This is a genomic window from Hymenobacter antarcticus (assembly GCF_039539545.1).
GTDB classification, from domain to species: domain Bacteria; phylum Bacteroidota; class Bacteroidia; order Cytophagales; family Hymenobacteraceae; genus Hymenobacter; species Hymenobacter antarcticus.
This window is the reverse complement of the sequence record NZ_BAABDI010000012.1, coordinates 57,055-77,736: the sequence shown is the minus strand read 5'-3', so window position 1 is coordinate 77,736 and position 20,682 is coordinate 57,055. Positions and strand designations below refer to the sequence as shown.

Sequence of the window (20,682 nt, the reverse complement as noted above, 5' to 3'; positions counted from 1 at the left end):
CGTTCGGCCGTTTGAACGATATCGGGACAACTCGTTCGTCCGGCCGAATTGGAAATTCGGGGTACTCGTTCTGTTATTTTGCACCATGAAAAAACTACTTGCCTGCGCCTTACTGCTTGCCCTGACCCTGCCCGCCGCCGGCCAAACCCGCCGCTCGGTCTACGGCCTGCAGCTGTGGCCGGAGCTGCAGGCCGAGCTGGCCCTCACTGGCAACGACTATTTTCTGTTTGCCCTGCGCGGCCAGAACAACTCCGACAACAACGGTTTTTCCAGCCCGACCCGCTTCCTGGGCTTCGATGAGCGGCGGGTGAGTGCGGGCTACGAGCATTTCTGGACCGAGCACTGGAGCGGCGGGGGCACCCTAAGCTACATCTCGGTCAATAAGCTTTACGTGCTGGTGCCCGAGCTGCTGCTGCGCCACCGTGGCCAGCTGGGCCCGCTCACCTTTGGGCAGCGCCTGAGCTTCGAGCGCACCTTTCCGAGCCCGGCCAGCTATACTAGTCAGAACTTTGCCCGGCTGCGCGTGGACCTGGAAAAGGTGCTGCCCGTGGGCCGGCTGGCCCTGCGCCCCCGCCTGAGCTACCAGGCCGAAACCCGCGTCCGGTTCCTGAAGGCTGAAACCGAGCCCAACGAGCGGTCCATCCAGTTCACCAGCCTGCGGGGCGAATTGGGGTGCCGGCTCAGCCCCAGCCTGGATTTTACGCCCTGGTTCGCCTACCAGACCACTTACAGTCTGGGCTTGGCTCAGACGGATGCCATGGGCAACATCACCATCCCGGCGGGGCGCGTCAATTCAGTGTCGCCGGTGTTGGGGGTCGATTTACGTTTTACCATTTTGCAGGGCCGCGACGCGGCTACCCGCCAGCAGCTGCCCACCCAGCACTAGGGGAGGGATAATACTTGTTCTTGCCCAAATTTTGCGGTCGTTGCTCCGGTCTGACCGCCCTGGGCGGTCTGACCGGTTGTTGGGCGGCGGAAATCGTTGGTGCTTCAACCGGTCAGACCGCCCTGGGCGGTCTGACCGGCCCGCTTCAGCAGCCTTCCACTACCCGTTAAACGTCAAAATTGCCCCATTCGGAAGTAGCACTGCAAAAAAGGCACCTCCCGGGGTGCCTTTTTTGCAGTCAGCTTTGTTATAGTCTCAGGCTGGCGTAGTTGGCTTGTTTTCTGCTAAAAGCAACCCTGAGACGCGAAAGCGAATCCTTCGAGCGTTAAGGCCCAAAAGCCTGGGCAGACTCACCCGGTTTTCGTTCCCAGGAGCTTAAATCAGACTACTTATTCACCCATTTCACTTCACTTTTCTCAACCCCATGCAAGCAAAACAACTAATGCTCGGCCTGCTCGGTTCCGCCATATTGGGCGGCGGCGTGGCCTTGGGGGGATACAAGCTGCTGGAGCCGGCCCAACTGGTGCCCCAGGCTGTAGCCGCCGACCCCCAGGTTCGGTATACTTCTGAGATGCGGAGCACGCCGTATGCCGTGCCCGAGGGCCTGAACTTCGTGGCCGCCGCCGCCGCCGTGACCCCGGCCGTGGTGCACGTAATGACCGAATACGCCGCGCCGGCCGCCGACCGCCGCCAGCAGCAGATGGACCCCTTCCTGCGCCAGTTCTTTGGCGACCAGTACGAGCAGTTTCAGGGCCAGGGACAGATGCCGCCCGGCCACCCGCAGGTGCCGCAGGGCGGGGGCTCGGGCTCCGGCTCGGGCGTAATTATCGCCGCCAATGGCTACATCGTGACCAACTACCACGTCATCGAGAAAGCCTCCAAGATTGAGGTGGTGCTAGATGACAAGCGCAAGTACGATGCCGAGCTGGTGGGGGCCGACCCCAACACCGACCTGGCCGTGCTCAAGGTGAAGGCCGACAACCTGCCCTTCGTGAAATACGGCAACTCCGACGATGTGAAGGTGGGGCAGTGGGTGCTGGCCGTGGGCAACCCCTTCAACCTGAACTCGACCGTGACGGCCGGGATTATCTCGGCTAAGGGCCGGAGCATTGGCATCCTCAACCGGAAGGATAACATGGGCCTGGAGTCGTTCATTCAGACCGACGCCGTGGTGAACCCCGGCAACTCGGGCGGGGCCCTCGTGAACCTCAACGGCGACCTCATCGGCATCAACTCGGCCATTGCCTCCCGCACCGGCACGTTCGAGGGCTACGCCTTTGCCATTCCCAGCTCGCTGGCCAGCAAGGTGGTCGACGACCTGCTGAAGTATAAAGTGGTGCAGCGGGCCCTGCTGGGCGTGCAGATTCGGGAAGTGGACGCCAAGCTGGCCGCCGAGAAGAAGCTGAACACCCTGAACGGGGTGTACGTGGAGGGCCTGAGCGAGAGCAGCTCGGCGGCGGTGGCCGGCATTAAGTCCGGCGACGTTATCACCCGGATTAACGGGGTGGTGGTAAACACCTCGTCGCAGCTGCAGGAGCAGGTGGCCCGGTTCCGGCCTGGCGACCGCATCAAGGTAAGCTATTTGCGCGGCGGCACGGCCGGTATGGCCGAGGCCATTCTGCGTAATGCCACGGGCACGACCGGGGTGGTGCGCGAGGAAGCCGTGGCCGCCAGCCTGAAATACGAAGGTGCCACGCTGAGCGTGGTGCCGGCCCGCGAGCAGGCCAAGCTGGGCATTGAGGGCGGGGCCAAAATCACCGGCATCAAGGGCAGCAACTTCCGCGAGTCGGGTATGGGCGATGGTTTCATCATTACCCGCATCGATAAAAACACGGTGACCAAGCCCGCCGACGTGAAAACCTACCTCGACCAGGCCCGCGAAAACCAGGGCGCGCTGGTGGAAGGTCTCTATCCGGATGGCCGCAAGGCGTATTACCCCATCGGACAGGAATAGCGTTGGTTTATAGTTGATAAAAAGCCTCTGCCATTCGGTAGAGGCTTTTTTTGTGTCGCGAATTGCGGCTGGTTAGGTAACGGCCGCTCGCACAAGTGGCGGGTGGCCGTCGCATTCCTTAGCTTTGCTGAAGCATTACCCCATCGCATTCCCACCCCCGTTTCTCATGAAGCAAGCCCTCGAAGAAGCCACCGCGCCCGACGTAACCGTTCCGCATCCTCACCACGACCCCCACGGCATTCAGGACGTGCTGCGCCAGCTGGGCGTGCAGGCCGACAACGCCGCCTACAGCACCGGCCGCACCTGGGGTGGCGCTGACAATACCGACCGCCGCGTCATCAACGCCCCCGCCGATGGCCGCCGCATGGCCAGCGTAGCCTTCGCCACCCTCGCCGACTACGAAATCGTGGTGAAAGCCGCCGAAGAAGCCTTCAAAACCTGGCGGCTGGTACCCGCCCCCAAGCGCGGCGAGATTGTGCGCCAGATTGGCAACAAGCTGCGCGAATTCAAGGAGCCGCTGGGCAAGCTGGTGAGCGCCGAAATGGGCAAAATCCTTCAGGAAGGCCTGGGCGAGGTGCAGGAGATGATTGACATCTGCGACTTCGCCGTGGGCCTGAGCCGGCAATTGCACGGCTTCACCATGCACTCGGAGCGCCCCGCCCACCGCATGTACGACCAATACCAGCCGCTGGGCCTGGTGGGCATCATCTCGGCCTTCAACTTCCCAGTGGCCGTGTGGAGCTGGAACGCCATGCTGGCCGCCGTGTGCGGCGACGTGAGCATCTGGAAGCCCTCAGAGAAAACGCCCCTCACGGCCGTGGCCGTGCAGCACATCATCCGCGACGTGCTGGCGGAGAACGAGATTCCGGAAGGCGTGTTCAGCGTCATTATCGGCGATGCAGCCATCGGGGCCGCCATGGCTGCCGACAAGCGTCTGCCGCTGATTTCGGCCACCGGCAGCACCCGCATGGGCCGCAAGGTGGGCGAAGTAGTGGGGGCCCGCCTGGGCCGCGCCCTGCTCGAGCTGGGTGGCAACAACGCCATTATTGTCACCAAAAACGCCGACCTGAACATTGCCATCCGCGCCATCGTGTTCGGGGCGGTGGGCACGGCCGGGCAGCGCTGCACCAGCACCCGCCGCGTGATTATTGAAGAAAGCGTGTTTGAGGAAGTGAAAAGCCGCTTGCTGGCTACCTATCCCAAGCTGCCCATCGGCCACCCCCTGAAGGAAGGCACGCTGGTTGGCCCGCTCATCGACGCCGACGCGGTGAAGATGTTCGAAACGGCCCTCGTGAACGTGCAGGCCGAAGGTGGCAAGCTCCTGGCCGGCGGCGAAGTGCTGAACCGCCCCGAGCTGGCCGGCGGCCACTACGTGACCCCCGCGCTGGTGGAGGTGGAAAACCACTACCACACGGTGCAGGAAGAAACGTTCGCGCCCATCCTCTACCTCATCAAGTACAGCGGCGAGGTGCAGCACGCCATCGACCTGCAGAACGACGTGCGCCAGGGCCTGTCCAGCAGCATCTTCACCCTGAACATGCGTGAAGCCGAAGCCTTCCTGGCCGCCAGCGGCTCCGACTGCGGCATCGCCAACGTGAACATCGGCACGAGCGGGGCCGAAATCGGCGGTGCATTCGGCGGCGAAAAGGAAACCGGCGGCGGCCGCGAGTCCGGCTCCGACGCCTGGAAAGTGTATATGCGCCGCCAGACCAACACCATCAACTACAGCACGGAGCTACCGCTGGCCCAGGGTATTAAGTTCGACGTGTAAGCATGTAGCACATGCTTTAGCTTGTGCCGGAACCATGAAAAAGCCCTGCCTGAATTCGTTCAGGCAGGGCTTTTTCGTGAGACATTGCGGAATATAGCGGCAGTTGACCGGTTAGAGGCTGGCAGTTGAACAAGCATCGGCCGACCAGCGGCTTAGATAAGCCCGCGCCTCTGCTTCCGCTACGGTTTTGCCGTTGTCGGATTGACGAATCCCTTCCTCGATGCGCTTAATTAGGACCAATCGTTCAAACAAGTCTTCCAACTCAAAGTCTTCCGGTAAATCCTTCACCGCGGCGAATAGTTTTTCCTTGGTCGTGGCAGTAAATTGCTTACCTGATTGAATGACTCAAGTACGTGCCGGGCTGCACAAAAGTGCCGGTAGGTGCAACGTTTCTCCCGGTGCTGTAGTCTCTTCTTCGCTTAAGCCCCCTATCCGTTTTCTGCATGGAAGCCCTATCCATCTCCGCGTACATCGACATCAACGCCCCGCTGGTGGAGCGCTGCCGGCTAAACGACCGTGCGGCCCAGGCCGAGATTTACCGGCGCTATTCCAAAGCCATGTTCAACGCCGCCCTGCGCATCACCGGCGACTACGCCGAGGCTGAGGACGTGCTCCAGGAATCCTTCCTGAGTGCCTTTCGGGAGCTGAGCAGCTACAAGGGCGACTCGGCTTTCGGGGCCTGGCTCAAGCGCATCGTGGTGAACAAAAGTATCAACTGCCTGCGCCAGCGGCGGCTGGCGCTGGTGCCGCTGGGCGAGCAGCACCACGAAGAGCCGGCCGACACCGCCGGCCCGTCACATGAGGACGAAGCCGACACCCACTACCGCGCCGACGTGCTGCGCCGCTGCATTCAGGAGCTGCCCGACGGCTACCGCGTGGTGTTGAGCCTTTACCTGCTGGAAGGCTACGACCACCTCGAAATCGCGGGCATCCTGGGCATTACCGAATCTACCTCCAAGTCGCAGTACAGCCGGGCCCGGGTGCGCCTGCGCGAGTTGGCCGCTCAGCGCGGCCTTGGTTAATCTTTTATCGTTGCTAGTAGTTAAGTATTTCACATTACGCTTAATTCTCTTTCGCCCGGCGGCGGTTTTCGTATATCCCCGCAGCCCGTTAGAACCAGAAAGAACCGTGCGTTCGTCACTCTCTCATGGATACCAAAAAGAATAATTCACTGGAAAGCTTCGTCGAGCGGCACCGCGCCGATTTCGATACGCACGAGCCACGCCCCGCCCTGTGGGCCGCCCTCGAGCAGCAGCTGGCCGGTTCCGTAGCGCCCCCGGCCGAGCCCGTGATGCGCCTGACGGATGATGTTGCCAGGCCTCTTCCCGTCGCCGCGCCGGTGGCTCCCGTGCGCACCAGTTGGCTGCATCGCTACGGCGTGGCTGCCTCCCTGGCTTTGCTGGTATTTGCAGCCGGAGCCAGTGAGGCCTGGAAATCGAATCACCAAGCCAAAGCTGAAGTGGCTACCGCTTCGGCAGCAGTCGTTAATGAGGAGCCCGATGCGGCGCTTTACCAAAGCAGCAACCCGGTGGCCCTCACCGCCGGCGAGCGCACCGTGGGAGCCGATAGCCAGCTGGTGCGGGCCGTGCGCGGTATGGAAACCTACTACGCCAACCAGCTCAGCCGCCGCCAAAGCGAGCTGCGCGAGCTGAGCGGCCCCGGCGCGGCCGGCATGACCGCCGACTGGCAGCACGAGCTGGTGTCGCTCGATTCGAGCTACCGCCAGCTGAAACAGGAGCTGTTGCACCACCCGCAGCCCGATGCCGTGCTCACGGCCATGAACCGCAACCTGCAAATCCGCCTCGATATTCTCGACCAGCAGCTGCACCTGGGCACCGAAGCTCCGGCTGCTGACCGCAGTTCCGGTTCTTACGTGCTGGCCGACAGCCGCCACCTGCCCGAATGAACCAACCGCTGGCCTTATTTGGAAACTGGCACCGGTGGGCAGTAGCCCTGCTGGTGGCCACCACGCTGCTGACCGCGCCGGTGGCCCGCGCCCAGAATGGGCGGTGGGTGGCCGTGGGGCCGGGCGTGGCTATACTGGTGCTAAGCCCGGAAGCCAGCCGGGCTGAAGCTGCGCTTTTCGGTACCGAAGTGCCCCCGACGCAGGACCCGCAGCCAGCCAAATCCCAGCCCGAGCAACCCGACGGCCAGGATGCCGCCAGCCTGCAGGTAGAGCAGCGCCGCCGCGTGAGCCGCAGCTACGCGGTGCCCAAAACCGGCCGGCCGTTCTCGCTCGATACCCGCTACGGCCGCGTGCAAATTAACCCGTGGAACAAGCGGGAAATAAAAGTGGAAGCCGAGCTGGTGGCCCGTTCCGAAACCGACGCGGGGGCCCGCCAGGTGCTCGATGCCCTGGGCGTGCAGTGGCTCGACTACGACGCCAAAACCGGCGGCGTGGCCGTAAGCACGCAGTTTGGCCCGGCCCTGCGGGGGCGCGCCGGCGGCTGCCGCTACGAAGTGAACTATACCGTGTGGCTGCCCCGTACCACGGCTCTACGTGTCTACAACAGCTTTGGTGAGGTGGCCATTACCGGTGATATGAGCGGCCCTACGGAACTAGCCGTGGAGTACGGCGCGCTGCGCACCAGTCGTCTCGAAGGGCCGCACAACCTGATTCGGGTAGGCAACGGCAACGGCACGATTGCCTTCGTGGGCCGCGCCAGCATCGACGCCAGCTACGCCCGCCTGCGCCTCGACGAAGGCACGACGGTAGACCTGCGCAACAATTATTCGGACATTGACATCGGCACGGTGCAGGACCTGACGGTGCACAGCAAGTACGGCGACGTGGCCCTGGGCACCGTGCGCAACCTGCGCGGCTCGTCAGGCTACTCGCGCTTCACCATTGATAAACTCGATGAAGCCCTGGACATGGCCCTGCGCTACTGCCCCGATTTTGTGGTGCGCGACATGGGGGCCAATTTCCGGCAGGTAAACCTCGATGGTGGCTTCAGCACTATCCGGCTGGGGTTTGCTGAGGCTCCCGGCTTCCGCTTCGACGTGAGCACCGAGCAGGGGCAGCTGTTGGTCGATAAAAACCTGGTGCGCGTGCTCTCGCAGGAAAACGGCCCGCAGACCAGCGACGTGCTGGGCGTATTTGGGGCGCTGGCACCGTCCCGCCAGGCGGGCAATGTCAATATTAAGGTGCGCTACGGTACCGTCCGGTTCAGCAAGTAGCGCGGAAGAGTTCAATCAGAACGGTCATGCTCATCTGGCGTCCGCGCAGTCGAAGCATCTCTACTGCGCAACTAATCCCTTTAATTGGATTGCTATTGAGGTAGAGATGCTTCGGCTGCGCGGACGCCAGATGAGCATGACGTTGTATTAGTTTGACGTTCTTTGCTTCGTGCTTCGATTCCTGTGCTTATTCCTGCTGGCCGGCCCTGCGCTGGCCCAAACTCCGGCCGTCGTGCCCACCGCCCAAGCTTCCGCTTTGAAAACGTATTCCCTACGCCTGCGGCCCGGCGACGACTTGCGCCAGCAGCTCACTGCCTTCGTGCAGGAGCACCACATCCGGGCCGGAACCATGCTCACCTGCGTGGGCAGCCTCACGGTAGCCACGCTGCGGCTGGCTAACCAGGAAGGCCCCAGCGTGTACAAAGGTCACTTTGAAATCGTGTCGCTGGTCGGCACGCTTTCCGTCAATGGCTCGCACCTGCACCTGGCGGTTTCGGATAGCACGGGGCGCACCATCGGCGGGCATTTGCTCGATGGCTGCCGGGTGTATACTACGGCCGAAATCGTGCTGGGCGAGCTGCCCGAGGTGGAATACCGGCGCGAAACCGACCCCATTTTCGGCTACAAGGAGCTGGTGGTGTATCCGGTCCCGCCCGCCCCGCGCAAAAAGAAAGAATAGCCGTTGGCCGAGGTTCCAGCGCCGGGCGTGCCGTTCTTGCGAGTCGTAACTCCCGAATTGCCGCGCCCATGACTACCTCCGTCGATACCCCCCAAGCCGCCGCTTTCCGCCGCCAGGTGCTCAACCCCATGAAGCTGCGGCTGTTTATGGTGCGCAAGCTGCCCATGGCGTGGCTGGCGGGTCTGCGCCTCACGCAGCTCACGCCGGTGCACGCCACAGTCACCGTCCGGTTCAAGCACCTCACCCAAAACCCGTTTCGTAGCATCTACTTTGCTTGCCTGGCCATGGCGGCGGAGCTGGCCAGCGGCATGCAGGCCATGATGCACGTGCAAGGGGGTAGTCCGGTTTCGATGCTGGTGGTGAAGCTCGAAGGCGACTTCATGAAAAAAGCCGTGGGCCTCATCACTTTCACCTGCCCCGATGGCCCGGCCATTGCCCAGGCCGTGGCCGAGAGCCGCGCCACCGGCGAAGGCCGCACCATAGCCTGCACCAGCACCGGCGTGGACGAAGCGGGCGACGTGGTGGCCGTGTTCCGGCTCACCTGGTCGTTTCGGGCCAAGCGGTAATTGTCATTGCGAGGAGGCACGACGAAGCAATCCGTCCTGTAAAGGCGACCAGCCCTGAGTTGTGATAAGCCAAGAAATTACCCTGCTAACTCCTCCCAATTCGGATTACTCGTGTTAATCAATGCCAGTTTTTTGGCCCTTGAGTCAGCCTTAATTTGCTTCTCCCGAGCAATGGCATCGTCGATGCTGCCATAAGTTTCAAAATGCACCAGCTTGTGCACGTTGTATTTTTTGGTAAAGCCTTCGTGGATTCCAACTTTGTGTTCTGCTATGCGGCGTTCCAGGTTATTTGTTACGCCGGTGTACAGTACGGTATGGTTGGCGTTGGTGAGTAGATAGATATAATAGGTGCGAATCATTGGGCTTGTCACATTATCAGATTAGTCGCTGAGAACAGGACGGATTGCTTCGTCGTGCCTCCTCGCAATGACAGCTAGCTACTCCTTCACCGAGGTAATCACATCCACCATGCCATCTTCACTAACCACGATGGCGATGCAGGGATAATCGGAGCTTTCCACGTAGCGCAGGGCCGAATTATACCGCGCCCCGCGGGTGCTGTCGCCCCGGCCGGAGGCGCGGCCATCCAGAATCACGCCGATGGAGTAGCAGAAGCCTTCCGGGTCGAGCAAAACCGCACCGTCGATGCTGGTGACGAGGCGGGTGATGAGCGGAGTGAGCGGCACGGGCTCGATGAGCGTGCATTGCAGCTTGAGGCGGTCGGCTTCGGCCAGGGCCTCTGTGGTGATGACCAGCAGGGTGCCGTGCTTCTGGCGGCTGGCTTCGAGCACCACATCCCAGAGGCGCTCCACTCTGGGCGCGTCGGTGAGGCCGAAGGTGCGCTTGAGGGCCCGGCGGAAGCCCGTGCGGCTGAGGCGCGTGCGCGGCAGCCCGGGCAGGCCGTAGTGCGAGCGCAGCAGTATATGGCCGGCGTGCTGCAGCTCCCAAGCGTAGTGGGTGATGAAGCTGATGACGAACAAGTCTTCCCGCACGGCATCGTAGTGGCCCACGTGGCGGCCCAGGGCGTACACCGTTTCGCCATCGGCGAGCAGGTGGACATCGGGGGTGGTCATCTCCAGTAGCTTGCGCACGGCGCGGTAGTCGGTGAGCTCGGTGGGGCAGGTGAGGGCGAAAATCTCCTCAATGTTGGGGTGGCCGCGGCGGGCCAGCAGCAGCTTGCCCACGCCCTCGGCCCCTTCGTAGCGCAGACTGCTGATGGTGTTGCAGGTGGCGAAGAGCTTGGTGGTGGCCGGGTCGAGGCCCAGCGCCTGGGCGGGGGTATCGAGCAGCGATTTGCCGGCGGCGCGCAGCAGCTCTTCGCTCTCGCGGGGTCGCATGATGATGCCCGCGCCGGGCTCGGGCTCGCTCAGGGCTTTCACGCTCTCTTCGTTGAAGCGGTACATGGCCGCTACCAGCAGTGAAGCGGCCAGCGGCCGGCCATCGGTGTAGAAGCGGTGGGGCCGCAGCGACGGGTAGGCCCGCACCGGCTTGCGCTGCACGCGCAGCACTGTCAGCACAAAATAGCCCCGGATAGCCACCGGCCAGCCGGTAAAATGCTGATGGGCCGCGTGCTCATCAAGGGCATCGAGGGTTTCCTGCACGGCATCGCGCACGCCCAGGCCCTCGTGCTTGCGGCGCACCAGAGCGGGGCTTACATCGTCGCGCTCGGGGTAGGGCCAGGGGGTGGAGTGCTGAATGACCCGGCCCCGGGCCACCGCGTTGGTAAACGCCTCGGCGGGCAGGCCGCAGTCCTCAGGTTCGAGGCAGCGGGCGGGCAGCGTGGCGTCGATGGGCAGGGCCAGCAGCACCACAAAAGGCTTCAGGTCGTCGTCGAGGGCATCGAACAGCTCTTCAGCCAGGGCCTGCGCCGCTTTGCGGTAACGCTGGTGGGGCCAGAGCAGGGTGGAAGCAGGAGCGAGAGTTGGCGTCATAGAGCAGGGTGAAAGAAAAAAACTCCCCTCCTTACCAAGGAGGGGATGTGCGAGCCGCAGGCTCGGACGGGGGTGGTTACACCCGTTGAACGATACCCGAAGGACGCCGTAGTGAGTCGTTTGGTATCGTTTAACGAGCGCCCTCCGGTGGCACCACCCCAATTTCAGCTTTGCTGAAATGTCCCCTCCTTAAAAAAGGAGGGGAGTTATCGTTCCGCGTTGCTTACAGCTGGAACAGAACCGGCAAGAGCATCTTTTGCTTTATCGGCTTGCCCTGGTAAATGGCGGGCTCCCATTTCGGGGCGGACTTGATGAGGCGCAGGGCTTCTTCGTCGAGGCCGGAGCCCATTTTGCGGGTTACGCGGGCATCGGTCAGGCTACCATCGGTCTGCACGATGAATTCGACCATCACCTTGCCCTGAATCTTGCGCTGCCGGGCCAGGGTGGGGTATTTTTGGTTCTTCTCAACCCAGTCGAAAAAAACCTGGTTGCCGCCCACGGGCTGGGTGGGGCGGTCGGGCGGCACCACGGCCGGCCGGTCGGGGTTGGCCGAGGCCGCGATGTCGGCCGCCGACGTGGTAATGGGCCGCACTTTGTCGGACGACAGGGTGACGGTGCTGCCCGGCGACATCACGAACGACACCGGTACCACCACCCGCTGGCGCACCACCTGGTTGCGGTGCTTGGCCGGCGTCCACTGCGGGCCGCTTTTGATGAGGCGAATGGCTTCGGCATCGAGCTCGGGCGCAACCGGCGCTTCTACTTTTACCTCGTTCACGGTGCCGGTTTTTTCTACCACGAAGCTCACCTTCACCGTGCCTTGCAGGCCTTTCTGCATGGCGCTGGCCGGGTACTTCTGGTGGTCGGAGAGGAAGCGGGCGTATTTTTCGGTGCCGCCCAGGGGCACGGCCGGCTGGGCCACCGAATCATAAATCTGCGTGGCCGAGGGCTTGGGCGGCATTTTGCGCTTCTGGGCCTGGGCACCGACGCTGACAAAGGTGAGGCCGCCGAGCAGCAGGAGCAGGGATGATTTCATACGGACGGAAATAGCGGGTGGTAGCGGGTTAATAAGTAGCGATGATTGCAAAGAACGGCAACCCAGCCGCAGTGCTTTCTAAAAACCTTGCCAGTGCGCCCCCATCCCAGCGGTGCTGACGTTATTTGGGGAGATTTACTTTCAACCCTAACGCACTTTTCTCATGGCTGAGCCCACCACTTCCCGCGCCCCTGAGCCCGTTGGCGCCTATCCCTACACCCGCCGGGTGGGCAACCTGCTGTTTCTCTCGGGCGTGGGGCCGCGGCAGCGTGGGCAGCGCGGCATCCCCGGTGTGGAGGTGGATGAAGACGGCAATATTCTGCAGTACGACTTCGAAAGCCAGTGCCACGCCGTGTTCCAAAACGTGCGCTACATTCTGGAAGAAGCCGGCGCGGCCTGGGACGATTTGGTGGACGTGACCGTCTTCCTCACCAACATGAAAGACGACTTCCCGACCTACAACCGGCTCTACGCCCAGTACTTCGCCACGGCCCAGCCCTGCCGTACCACCATCGAAATCAACGCCCTGCCCACGCCCATTGCCATCGAGCTCAAGTGCATCGCGGCCCTGCGCGCCTAGCGTTTATTAACGGGGTTTTAATGCCCGGCGTGTAACCCCCCGGTGCGAACCGGGGTTATGGGCACTTATGTATGTTCGTAAAAATCTTCGCTGGAATGTGGTCTGGCAGCTCACGCGCCGCAGCCTCTTCCTGTTCACTATCTACAATACGGCCGTCTGCTTTCTTTACGGGCCTTTAAACATCCATTGGCTCGATATCCCCTGGCAGCCGGTGGCACTGCTGGGTACGGCCGTGGCGTTTTACATTGGCTTCAAAAGCAACGGGTCGTACGACCGGTTCTGGGAGGGGCGGCAGCTGTGGGGGACCATCGTGAATACGAGTCGCTTCTGGGCCATCCGGGCATTCGACTACGTGCATGCCACGCCCGACGAAGTCACTCCCGAAGCCGACGACATCAGCGAGCTGCACCGCCGCCTGCTCTACCGCCAGATAGCCTGGTGCAATGCCCTGCGCCTGCACCTGCGCCGCCAGACGGCCGCCCAGTGGGACACCGAGGTAGCGCCGTTTCTGCCCCCGGAAGAAGCCGCCACGGCCAAAGTTCTCAGCAACCCGCCCACCCACCTGCTGCGTCGCCAGAGCATCGAGCTGCGCGAGCTGTTCCAGCGCGGCCTGCTCACCGAGTTCCGGCAAGTGGCCCTGATGCGGACTATTCAGGACTTGCTGAATGCCCAGGGCGGCTGCGAGCGCATCAAGAACACCCCGTTTCCGCGCCAGTATGCGTATTTCAGCTTCATTTTCGTATGGGTATTTGCCGCCGTGCTGCCGCTGGGTCTGGTTGAGGAATTCGATAGCCGCATGGCGTTGGGCCAGTACCACGTCTGGCTGATGGTGCCATTCTCGGTGTTGGTATCGTGGGTCTTCAACGTTATCGAGGTAGTGGGCCACACCAGCGAAAACCCCTTCGAAAACGACATCTACGACGTGCCGATGACGGCCATCTGCCGCAGCATCGAAATCGACCTGCGCGAGCTGCTGGGCGAAACCGAGCTGCCGTCCAAAATCGAAGCCGTGGATGACGTACTGTATTAGAATTGAATTAAAAATTAAGAATGAGGAATTAAAAATTGGACGTTCCGATTTTCAATTCCTCATTCTTAATTTACTTAATCACCTCTACCCAGCCGCGGTAAGCCTGCGGCCGGTTGGCGCAGTCGGTGTAGACCACCCGATAGAAATAGGTGCCCGCGCTGCTCTCATCGGCCGTCCAGCCCTGAGTGGGGTCGTGGCTTTGCCAGACCAGCCGGCCCCAGCGGCTGAAAACCTGCAGGGTGTATTCCCGCACGTCGGTCAGGCGGAAGGTGAGCGACTGGTTTAGCCGGTCGGGCCCGGGGGTGATGACATTGGGAAAAACCGGTGGCGTATTGCCCGTGATGGTTACCTGCGTGGTGGCCGTGCTGCCGCAATTACCCGCTATTGAGTATGTTACCGGGTAGGTGCCGGCCGGGGTGCGGGCCAAGTCGATGGTGCCCGTAGCGGGGTCGAGAGCCAGGCCGGCCCCCCCGCTGAATGTGCCGCCCAGGGGCTGCGCTACCGGCGTGGGGTGGGCGGCGGCCGTGCAGAACGCCGGGGCCGCATATGCCACCGTGGCCACTACCGGGGCCAGCACTGTCAGGGTCGCCGTGGCCTTGCCGGGGCACAGGCCCGGGGCGGTGTAGGTAATTATGTAGGTGCCCGGTGCCGAGGCAGCTGGCGCGACGCGCCCCGTGGCCGCATCGAGAGCCAGGCCGGGCGGAGCTGAAAAGCGGCCCCCGCCGGGTCCGAAAACCACCGTTGGCCCGCTGATATCCCGCTGGCAGACGCTGCCCCGGGAGTAGGCCAGCGTAGCGGGTGGTCCGGCGGCCGTTACCGCTACGGCCACTGGCCCCAGCAGCGCCGAGCTGGTGGGGCAGGCGATGCGCAGGCGGTATTGGGTGCCTGCCAGCGGGGCCGCGGTGTAGGTAAGCTGGGTGGCTCCGGCGATATCAGCCCAGGTCATCCCGTTGTCAGTGGAAGCCTGCCACTGGCTGCTGAAGCTGCGCCCGCCCACCAGCAGCGCCGTGAGCACCACCGGCTGGCCGGGGCACACCGGGCCCGCGCTGGCCGTGAGCGTGCCGCCGGGTAGGGCGCAGGGCAGCTCCAGGCTGATGGCCATCACGTTGAGGATGGGGGCTGGGCCGGCCGAACTCTTGGCGAACGTGAGGCGCTGGACCAGCTTGCCGGCATTGGCCGGGGCCAGGGGCAGGCGCACTTCGTACAGGCGCGGGTCGGTGAGGTTGTTTTCGATGGCGTTGGTATCGAAGTTCACCCGGCTCACGCCCTGGATGGCGTAATTGGCCCCCCCGTACCAGTCCGGTACCACGGCCGCGAACGTCTGGGTAGTCTGGTCCGCGAACGTGACCGTGATGCTGACCGGGCTGCTGCCGTTGCCGCAGGCCGCCAGCACGTAAACCGCCGCCGCCGGCTGGGGAGTGGCCAGGGTGAGCGCACCGGTGCTGGTGCCGGCCAGTCGCAGGGAATTACGCCCCTCGTAAGACGCCAGTTGAAAGCGCAGCCCCGGCGTCCGGACGCTGCTGATGAGGCCAGTGGCCGGCAGCGCCGAAACGGGCGCGGCCCCAAAAACAGTGCGGTAGCTGGGGGCCGTGTAGCACCAGCGCACGTTGGGCACGCCCTGGTCCACGGGGTTGGTGGCGGACTGGGCCGCCGGGCGGCGGCCATCCACCACCACGTCATCGGTGAAGCCGCTGACTGCCACTGGTTGGTACAGGGTCTGGGCCCGGGCGGCGGGGCTGCGCAGGCCCAGCCCGGCGGTGAAGAGCAGTAGAAGGGAAAGGAAAGGTAGATTCATGCGAAATTCAGCCAGTAAGGCAGCCCAGCTAGGGAAAACGGCTGGCCCGGGTCGCAAAATTCGACAAAATTCCCAGGCTTTTTTTCGATGTAAATCAGGGCACTTGGTCGTTGCCAGCGAATCGAACGCACAAAGTTATTGCCGCCAGCACCGGCGAAGCTGCCGGCTGGCGGGTTTCTACGTTACTTGCTCCGTGACCCGATTATCCCACATGAATACCCAGACGCGCCGCCTTCACTACTTTTTTTTCGGGCAGAATTTCACCGACGGCGTGCGCGTCACGGTGGCCATTCTGCTGCCGGCGGCGCTGCTGGCCCAGCTGGGCTACTTCGAGCAGGGCCTGACCATGGCCACCGGGGCCCTGTGCCTGAGCGTGACCGATACCCCCGGCCCGGTCGCGCACCGCCGCAACGGCATGCTGGCCGCGCTGGCCCTGGTATTCGGCACGGGCCTGCTCACGGGCCTGGTGGCTGGCAACGTGTGGCTTTTGGGGCTGGAAATCGCCGCGCTCAGCTTCCTGCTCACCATGCTGCTTGTGTGGGGAGCGCGGGCCGGCGCGGTGGGCACGGCCGCCCTCCTGAACGCGGTGCTGGTGCTGGCGCACCCGCCCACGCCGGGCCAGGTGCTGCCCCACGCCGGGCTGCTGCTGGCGGGTGGGCTCTGGTACGCAGCGCTGGCCCAGCTGGTGTACCAGGTGCGGCCCTACCGGCCGGCCCAGCAGGCCCTGGGCGAGTGCGTGCACGCGCTGGCCCGCTTTCTGGAGCTCAAGGCCCGCTTCTACCAACCCCAAACCGGGCTGGCCGACGACTACCGGCAGCTGGTGGCCCAGCAGGTGGTGGTGAATGAAAAGCAGGAGGCCGCCCGCGATTTTCTGTTTCGCACCCGCCAGATTGTGAACGAGAGCACCAGCCAGGGCCGCCGCCTCGTGCTCACGTTCGTGGAGACGGTGGACCTGTACGAACGCGTCAGCGCCGGGCACTACGACTACGCGGCCGTGCGCGCGGCCTTTGGGCCAACGGGTATTTTGCCCGGCATTGCTACCCTCATCCGCCATGTGGCTACTGAGCTCGACCAGCTCGGCGTGGCCATCCAGGCCAACCAGCCCTACGGCGGCGTGGGCCCGGAGCTTGGTGCCGAATGGGAGCGGCTGCAGGCCCGCATCAGCGCCCTCGACGACGACCCCGCCACGGCAGCTAATACCTGGGTACTGAAGAAAATCCTGGTCAACCTGCGCGATATTATTCGGCGTGTGGGCAACATCCGCCGCTATTTCGACGAAAGCCAGCCCGCTGAGCCCACGCCCAGCCGCGCCGCCGACCATGCCCGGTTCGTGGCGCATCAGGAAATCGAACTGCACGCCCTGAGCCAGAATTTCACCATGAAATCGGCCGTGTTCCGGCACGCCCTGCGCATGACCCTGGCCTGCCTGGTCGCCTTCACCATCGGCGAAAGCCTGCGCAACGGCGAGCACAACTATTGGATTCTGATGACCGTGAGCATCATGCTCAAGCCCGGCTTCAGCCTCACCCGGCAGCGCAACACCGAGCGCATCGTGGGCACGCTGGTGGGCGGGGCGCTGGGGGCGGCCGTGCTGTGGCTGCTGCCCTGGCCCGAGGTTCGGTTTGGCGTGCTGGTGGTGTTTATGGTGGTGGCGTACAGCTTTCAGCGCACCGTTTATCTGGTTACGGTGGTGTTTCTCACGGCGTACCTGCTCATTTTGTTCAGCTTTGCGGGGCTGAGCTACCTGGGCGTGGCCGAAGAGCGGATTACCGACACGCTCATTGGCTGCGCCATTGCCTTCGCGGCCGGCTACTTCCTGTTTCCGCGCTGGGAGTCGGACCAGCTGACCGACTACATGGCCGCCGCCCTGCGCGCCAACCTGGTGTACCTGCGCCAGCTGGCCGACCGCCTGGCCGGCCGCCCCCTGCCGCCCAACGAGTATCGCCTGCTGCGCAAAAACGTGTACGTGAGCGGGGCCAACCTGGCCGCCGCCTTCCAGCGCATGCTCACCGAGCCCAAAAGCAAGCAGTACCGGCCCACCAAAACCTACGAATTCGTGGTTCTGAACCACATTTTGTCTTCCAACATTGCTTCCCTCACCGGCACCCTGCGCGAGGCCGCGCCCGCCGTGCCGGCCTTCGCCCCCGAGAGCCGCCGCGCCCTCACCAGCGCCTTGGCCGCCCTCCAGAAAAGCCTGCTGCTGATTGCGCCCACCGCCGAAGTGCCCATGCTGGAACTGGCCCCGGCCGAGTCCGGAATTCCGACCGCCGCCACCGACGATAAATCCCTGCTCGAACAGCTCACGTTTTTGCAAAAAGTGAGCGGCGACATTGGCAAAGTGACCGATGGGCTGGTGAAGTAGCCCCGCACCAAACCGGCAGCCATACGCTGAGCGGCCCGCTCAGCGTGTGGCTGCCGGTTTAAGCTGTCAGGCAGTAAGTACTCGTGCAGCAGTAAGCGTATGCCCCGGTCCGCCCGGTTGCCGTTGTTTGCCAGAACGTGCTTACAACGACCGGTCGGGCCGGCAGGCCCGACTCGAATACGGTTACTTCGGCACAAGTGCTTAGTTGGCAGGATGGCAATCGTCTGACTGACAACTAACAACAGGTAACTGACAACCCGTTTACTTTTGAACGACTGCTTAATGCCTGGCAGCCAACAACCCGTTTGCCTTTGAACGACTCTTTAGTCCTTCACCCGCGCCGGGTGCAGTGTTTGCGACAGCCGCTGGAGCTTCTCTTCCAGCTCGTCGGCGGCTAAGGCACACACCGCCTCAATCTTTGAAAACAACGGAAGAACCTGCGTCAAGGTGCTGGCACTGGACTCAGCGTCGGCTCCCATCAGAATGCCGGCCAGGGCTTGCAGGTCTTTAGCATTGTCCTCGAATTCCAGGTTGATGCCCATGGTGGCAAACGTGGGAATGATGGAATGCGTGGCTAATTTCAAGGCCGCCCACTCTTTTTCCTCGATGGCTTTTTTCATGGTTTGCACCAGCTGCGGAATCTCCTGCAGGTAGAGGTAAATCATCTCGGCCATGCGCGAGTCGCTTTTGGTGATGCGGCGCAGGTAGTCGAAGTTGACACAGGTAACCATGGGCTGGGGCTGCGCCGCTTCGGCCGCCTCAGGCAGTGGGGGGCCGGTCTGCCTGTCGTAGTCCGAGCTTTTCAGGTACTTGATAATCTTGCTGTAGAGCAGCTTGTCGTCGATGGGTTTCGAGATGTAGTCGTTCATGCCCACGGCCTTGCATTTCTCCACGTCCACGGTGGTCACGTCGGCCGTGAGGGCAATGATTGGCGTGGTCAGCTTCAGCTGGGTGCGAATGTATTCCGTGGCCTCAAACCCGTTCATGACGGGCATCTGCAAGTCCATCAGAATGATGTCGTAGCGGGTAGTGCGCAGCTTTTCCACGGCAATCTGGCCGTTGCCGGCCACCTCCATCTCGAAGCCGAAATCCTCCAGCAGCGTCTTCATCAGCAGCTGGTTGAGGGCAATGTCTTCCACCACCAGAATCTTGACGTCCTTAAAGCCGGCCTCCAGCTCGATGTTCGGGTTAGACTCCGCGTCGGCTTTTTCCAGGGTTTTATTGAAGCTCAGAATAAAGCTGAACGTGGAGCCCTTGCCTACCTTGCTTTTCACGCTGATGGTGCCCCCTTGCGGCTCCACCAGGTTTTTCACGATGGCCAGGCCCAGGCCGGTGCCGCCGTACAGGCGGCTGGTGCCGCTGGTGGCCTGCTGAAAATTATCGAATACCGTGCTCAGCTTCGCTTGCTCAATGCCGATGCCGGTGTCCGTCACGGCAAATTCCAGGATGACCTTTTCCGCGTCCTGCACCAGCATCCGCACGCCCACCGTGATGCTGCCTTCGCTCGTGAACTTCACGGCGTTGCTCACCAGGTTGAGGATAATCTGGTGCAGGCGCACGGGGTCGCCCACCAGCACTTCCGGAATTTTCTCGTCGTATTCCATCACCAGCTCCAGGTTTTTTTCCTGGATTTTGGTCTCGAACAGGTGCACCATCGCCGACACCGAGGCCGAGAGCTTGAACGGAAGCTGCTCGAACGTCATCCGGCCGGCATCCACCTTGGCCAGGTCCAGAATGTCGTTGATGAGCACAATCAGCGTGTCGCCGCTCAGCTTGATGGCCGTCAGGTACTCGCGTTGCTTTTCCGTGAGCTCGGTTTTCAGCACCACCTTCGTGAAGCCGATGATGGCATTCATCGGCGTGCGGATTTCGTGGCTCATGTTGCTGAGAAACTGCTGCTTGGCCTTCACCGCGTCTTCGGCGATGGCGGTGGCGCTTTCGGCGTTGGCCTGGGCTTCCTCGGCCAGCACGGTGGCGCGCTCGGCCGCTATTTTGGCCTCGGTCAGCTCGGTGGCAATGCGCTTCTGGTCGGTCACGTCGCGGGCCACAATCACCACGCCCAGCACGTGCCCCTCGTCGTTCTTATACACCGAGCCGTTGAACAGCACGTCGGTCAGCTTGCCGTCCTTGTGCCGCAGCGTGAGCGGCGAATCGGCCACGGTGCCCTTGGCAAACACTTCCTGGTACACCTCGCGGGCCATCTGCGGCTCGGTGAAATAGGTGAAGAAGTCAGAGCCCAGCAGCTGCTCACGCTCAATGCCGGTGATGTACACCGTGGCCATGTTCATGTCCGTAATCTTGCCTTCCGGGCTGATGGTCACCAGCGGGTCGCGGCTGGCCTCAATCAGGCTGCGGGCGTAGTTGGCGATGCGCAGCTCGGCCGCCCGCTTCACCTTCTCATCGTTCTGAAAGGCCAACTCCTTGTTGGCAATCACCAGCTCGGCCGCCCGCTTTTCCTTCTCATCATTCTGAAAAGCCAGCTCAATGTTGGCAATGCCCAGTTCGGCGGCCCGCTTCTCCTTCTCGTCGTTTTGAAACGCCAGCTCGGTGTTGGCGATGCTCAGCTCCTGGGCCCGCTTTTCCTTTTCATCGTTCTGGAAAGCGAGTTCCTTGTTGGCTATGCTGAGCTCGGCGGCGCGCTTCTCCTTCTCGTCGTTCTGGAACGCCAGCTCCTCGTTGGCCACGCTCAGTTCTTGGGCACGTTTGCCTTTTTCGTCGTTTTGGAAGGCCAGCTCTTTGTTAGCAATGCCCAATTCCTGCGCCCGCTTCTCCTTCTCGTCGTTCTGAAACGCCAGCTCGGTGTTGGCGATGCTCAGCTCCTGGGCCCGCTTTTCCTTTTCATCGTTCTGGAAAGCGAGTTCCTTGTTGGCGATGCTGAGCTCGGCGGCGCGCTTCTCCTTCTCGTCGTTCTG

Annotated in this window: 17 protein-coding genes; 11 read left to right on the top strand and 6 right to left on the bottom strand. The window is 62.6% G+C overall.

The annotated features are described in order from the left end of the window. Window positions 1-85: 85 nt before the first annotated feature. The 3 genes from ABD819_RS10430 to amaB all read left to right on the top strand — a co-directional run bounded on the left by ABD819_RS10430 (window position 86) and on the right by amaB (window position 4,611). Window positions 86-886: a hypothetical protein gene (locus ABD819_RS10430; RefSeq protein ID WP_345123886.1), complete on the top strand. Its 801-nt coding sequence runs from the start codon at window positions 86-88 to the stop codon at window positions 884-886. Window positions 887-1,310: 424 nt separating this feature from the next. Then, window positions 1,311-2,840: a S1C family serine protease gene (locus tag ABD819_RS10425; RefSeq protein WP_345123884.1), complete on the top strand. Its 1,530-nt coding sequence runs from the start codon at window positions 1,311-1,313 to the stop codon at window positions 2,838-2,840. Window positions 2,841-3,006: 166 nt separating this feature from the next. Beyond that, window positions 3,007-4,611, top strand: a complete 1,605-nt coding sequence (gene amaB / locus ABD819_RS10420; RefSeq protein WP_345123882.1) for an L-piperidine-6-carboxylate dehydrogenase — start codon at window positions 3,007-3,009, stop codon at window positions 4,609-4,611. A gap of 111 nt (window positions 4,612-4,722) precedes the next feature. On the opposite strand, the gene ABD819_RS10415 is transcribed toward amaB, so the two are convergent. Beyond that, the gene (locus ABD819_RS10415) at window positions 4,723-4,899 is read right to left on the bottom strand and encodes a hypothetical protein (protein ID WP_345123880.1); all 177 of its coding nucleotides are present in this window, start codon (window positions 4,897-4,899) and stop codon (window positions 4,723-4,725) included. Between the two features lie 155 nt (window positions 4,900-5,054). Between ABD819_RS10415 and ABD819_RS10410 the strand changes: the two genes are divergently transcribed. From ABD819_RS10410 to ABD819_RS10390, 5 genes are all read left to right on the top strand, one after another. Beyond that, on the top strand, window positions 5,055-5,633 hold the full coding sequence (locus ABD819_RS10410; protein WP_345123877.1) for an RNA polymerase sigma factor: 579 nt from the start codon (window positions 5,055-5,057) through the stop codon (window positions 5,631-5,633). 125 nt (window positions 5,634-5,758) lie between these two features. Next, a complete protein-coding gene (locus ABD819_RS10405) occupies window positions 5,759-6,517 on the top strand; it encodes a hypothetical protein (RefSeq protein WP_345123874.1) in 759 nt (252 codons plus the stop codon). Continuing rightward, complete coding sequence (locus tag ABD819_RS10400; RefSeq protein ID WP_345123872.1) at window positions 6,514-7,791, top strand: hypothetical protein; 1,278 nt, start codon at window positions 6,514-6,516, stop codon at window positions 7,789-7,791. The genes ABD819_RS10405 and ABD819_RS10400 overlap by 4 nt, the downstream gene beginning before the upstream one ends. A gap of 169 nt (window positions 7,792-7,960) precedes the next feature. Continuing rightward, the gene (locus ABD819_RS10395) at window positions 7,961-8,470 is read left to right on the top strand and encodes a PPC domain-containing DNA-binding protein (RefSeq protein WP_345123870.1); all 510 of its coding nucleotides are present in this window, start codon (window positions 7,961-7,963) and stop codon (window positions 8,468-8,470) included. 68 nt (window positions 8,471-8,538) lie between these two features. Next, the gene (locus ABD819_RS10390; protein ID WP_345123868.1) at window positions 8,539-9,036 is read left to right on the top strand and encodes a PaaI family thioesterase; all 498 of its coding nucleotides are present in this window, start codon (window positions 8,539-8,541) and stop codon (window positions 9,034-9,036) included. 77 nt (window positions 9,037-9,113) lie between these two features. Here ABD819_RS10390 and ABD819_RS10385 read toward each other — a convergent pair whose 3' ends face one another. The 3 genes from ABD819_RS10385 to ABD819_RS10375 form a co-directional block, all read right to left on the bottom strand. Then, entirely contained in the window at window positions 9,114-9,395 is a 282-nt protein-coding gene (locus tag ABD819_RS10385) for a GIY-YIG nuclease family protein (protein ID WP_345123866.1), read from the bottom strand. 78 nt (window positions 9,396-9,473) lie between these two features. After that, the gene (locus tag ABD819_RS10380; RefSeq protein WP_345123864.1) at window positions 9,474-10,967 is read right to left on the bottom strand and encodes a DNA integrity scanning protein DisA nucleotide-binding domain protein; all 1,494 of its coding nucleotides are present in this window, start codon (window positions 10,965-10,967) and stop codon (window positions 9,474-9,476) included. A 223-nt stretch (window positions 10,968-11,190) separates the two neighbouring features. Beyond that, entirely contained in the window at window positions 11,191-12,003 is an 813-nt protein-coding gene (locus ABD819_RS10375) for an energy transducer TonB (RefSeq protein WP_345123862.1), read from the bottom strand. Window positions 12,004-12,166: 163 nt separating this feature from the next. Here ABD819_RS10375 and ABD819_RS10370 point away from each other — a divergent pair, with 163 nt between their 5' ends. After that, window positions 12,167-12,583 (top strand): RidA family protein, encoded by a 417-nt coding sequence (locus ABD819_RS10370; protein WP_345123860.1) that lies wholly within the window; start codon window positions 12,167-12,169, stop codon window positions 12,581-12,583. Between the two features lie 67 nt (window positions 12,584-12,650). Further along, window positions 12,651-13,613 (top strand): bestrophin family protein, encoded by a 963-nt coding sequence (locus ABD819_RS10365; protein ID WP_345123857.1) that lies wholly within the window; start codon window positions 12,651-12,653, stop codon window positions 13,611-13,613. Window positions 13,614-13,683: 70 nt separating this feature from the next. Here ABD819_RS10365 and ABD819_RS10360 read toward each other — a convergent pair whose 3' ends face one another. Next, window positions 13,684-15,408 (bottom strand): T9SS type B sorting domain-containing protein, encoded by a 1,725-nt coding sequence (locus ABD819_RS10360; RefSeq protein ID WP_345123855.1) that lies wholly within the window; start codon window positions 15,406-15,408, stop codon window positions 13,684-13,686. Between the two features lie 193 nt (window positions 15,409-15,601). On the opposite strand from ABD819_RS10360, the gene ABD819_RS10355 reads away from it, so the two are divergent. Then, window positions 15,602-17,770: an FUSC family membrane protein gene (locus tag ABD819_RS10355; protein WP_345123853.1), complete on the top strand. Its 2,169-nt coding sequence runs from the start codon at window positions 15,602-15,604 to the stop codon at window positions 17,768-17,770. A gap of 323 nt (window positions 17,771-18,093) precedes the next feature. On the opposite strand, the gene ABD819_RS10350 is transcribed toward ABD819_RS10355, so the two are convergent. Next, window positions 18,094-20,682: hybrid sensor histidine kinase/response regulator (locus ABD819_RS10350; RefSeq protein ID WP_345123851.1), on the bottom strand; the 2,589-nt coding region annotated here is incomplete at its 5' end.